Raw genomic sequence first — 2,339 nt, forward strand, 5'->3', positions numbered from 1 at the left:
GGACGACCGGGGCCCCGGCCTCCGGCGCCGCCGCGTCCGCCGGCTCCGGCACCGCCCAGCAGCGTCGGCGGGCCCGGGCGGCCAACCGGCGGCCCAGCGGGCGCGAGCGGCACGACGAGAAGATCACGGTGTACGTCTCCGCGGAGGAGCTGATGGACCTGGAGCACGCGCGCCTGGTCCTGCGCGGGGAGCACGGGCTCGCGGTCGACCGCGGGCGTATCGTGCGCGAGGCCGTCGCGGTCGTCCTCGCGGATCTGGAGTCGCGGGGCGACGCGAGCATTCTCGTACGCCGTCTGCGCGGGCGGTAGCCACTAGCCTGCGGCGTGCGGCCGTCTGCCGCCCGCGCCCTCCGTACCGCCCCGCTCTCCGTCTGGAACGCCTCTTGCCCCACGCCGACGAATCGGATGCTCCCGCTGTGCGGGGGGTTCGCCGTGCGCTCGGGCGGGGGCCGGGGGTTTCCTCCCCCACCCCGCCCCTTCCCGAAAGCCCTTGGCGGGCGGCCGGGGAAGAGGTCGAGGAGGAAGCTCTTCCGGAGGCTGTGCCCCCGGGCCCCCGGGCGGGGCTGCGCCCCCGCACCCCCTCGGAGGCTGCGCCCCCGGACCCCGCTCCCGCCCCCGTCGAGGGCCCTGGGCTCTCGTCGGCGGCCGCGGACCGTCCCGGGCCGGTCGCGCAGTTCCCCGCGCCCCTGGAGGTGCGGCCGGAGGTGTCCGAAGCGGCTTCCCCGGAAGTCGACGGGTCCGAAACGGTCGGCGACGGGCGGTTCACCGTTCGGCTGGACAACTTCGAAGGGCCCTTCGACCTCCTCCTCCAGCTCATCTCCAAGCACAAGATGGACGTCACCGAGGTCGCGCTGTCGAAGGTGACCGATGAGTTCATGGCGCACATCCGCGCCATGGGCGCGGACTGGGACCTCGACCAGACCACCGAGTTCCTCGTCGTCGCCGCCACGCTGCTCGATCTGAAGGCCGCCCGGCTGCTGCCCGCCGCCGAGGTCGAGGACGAGGCCGACCTCGCGCTCCTGGAGGCGCGGGACCTGCTGTTCGCGCGGCTGCTCCAGTACCGCGCGTACAAGCGCATCGCGGACATCTTCAGCGAGCGGCTGGACAGTGAGGCACGCCGCTACCCCCGTACCGTCGGGCTCGAGGCCCACCACGCCGAGCTGCTGCCCGAGGTCGTCATCAGCATCGGCGCCGACGGGTTCGCCAAGCTGGCGGTCAAGGCCATGCAGCCGAAGGCCAAGCCGCAGGTGTACGTGGATCACATCCACGCGCCGCTGGTGTCCGTGCAGGAGCAGGCCCGGGTCGTGATCGCGCTGTTGCGGGAAGGCGGGGACTTCAGTTTCCGGCAGCTGACCCTGGACGCGCCCGACACCCTCACCGTGGTCGCCCGCTTCCTCGCCCTGCTGGAGCTCTACCGCGAGAAGGCCGTCGTCCTGGACCAGGACGAGGCGCTCGGCGAGCTCATGGTGCGCTGGAGCGGGGGCGAGGGGGACCAGCCGGCCGTCACGGACGAGTTCGACCGAGTTGTGGAGGTGGAGACGGCGTGATCCAGGAATCCGGGGTGATCCGGGAATCCGGGGAGCTCGCGCTCAAGCCCGCCCTCGAGGCCGTTCTCATGGTGATCGACGAACCGGCGACCGAGGAGCACCTGGCGAAGGTGCTGGAGCGGCCCAGACGGGCCGTGGCGGACGCGCTGCGCGAGCTGGCGGACGAGTACACCGTCCAGGGCCGCGGCTTCGAGCTGCGGCTCGTGGCGGGCGGCTGGCGGTTCTACAGCCGGGCCGAGTACGCCCCGGCCGTCGAGGGCTTCGTCCTGGACGGCCAGCAGGCGCGGCTCACCCAGGCGGCCCTGGAGACCCTGGCGGTCGTCGCGTACCGCCAGCCGGTGAGCCGGTCCCGGGTCTCGGCGGTGCGCGGAGTGAACTGCGACGGGGTCATGCGGACCCTGCTCCAGCGCGGTCTGGTCGACGAGGCGGGCACGGAACCCGAAACAGGTGCGATCCTGTACAGGACGACGAACTACTTTCTGGAGCGGATGGGCCTGCGCGGCCTGGACGAGCTCCCGGAGCTCGCGCCCTTCCTCCCCGAGGCGGACGCGATCGAGGCCGAGACCCTGGAAGGTGTCCCGTCGTTCGATCCGGACGCGCTGGACGCCCCGGAAACCCCCGCAGACGACAAGACGGAAATTTGATGCGAAGCAGCAGCGGCAGGAACAGCAGCGGAAACAACGGCGGGAGCCGTGGTGGCAACAGCGGCGGCCGCGGCAGCAGCGGCGGTGGCGGCCGGGGCGGCCCCGGCGGCGGTGGCGGCCACCGCCCGGGCGGCGGCCAGCGACTCCGC

The 2,339-nt window shown here is 73.2% G+C and carries 2 protein-coding genes and 1 pseudogene; all 3 read left to right on the forward strand.

Annotated features, from left to right (window positions below; all coding sequences use genetic code 11):
- Positions 1 to 308 (forward strand): annotated as a pseudogene (locus ABD236_RS30125) (hypothetical protein); the annotation flags it as partial.
- A gap of 74 nt (positions 309 to 382) precedes the next feature.
- Positions 383 to 1,546 carry a segregation and condensation protein A gene (locus ABD236_RS30130; protein ID WP_425543991.1) on the forward strand — a complete coding sequence of 388 codons (1,164 nt, stop codon included), beginning with the start codon at positions 383 to 385 and terminating at the stop codon, positions 1,544 to 1,546.
- Positions 1,543 to 2,190 carry an SMC-Scp complex subunit ScpB gene (gene scpB, locus ABD236_RS30135; RefSeq protein WP_344079125.1) on the forward strand — a complete coding sequence of 216 codons (648 nt, stop codon included), beginning with the start codon at positions 1,543 to 1,545 and terminating at the stop codon, positions 2,188 to 2,190. The genes ABD236_RS30130 and scpB overlap by 4 nt, the downstream gene beginning before the upstream one ends.
- The last annotated feature ends 149 nt before the right edge of the window (positions 2,191 to 2,339 follow it).

Origin of the sequence: Streptomyces crystallinus, assembly GCF_039521265.1 — a bacterium.
Lineage (GTDB): Bacteria > Actinomycetota > Actinomycetes > Streptomycetales > Streptomycetaceae > Streptomyces > Streptomyces crystallinus.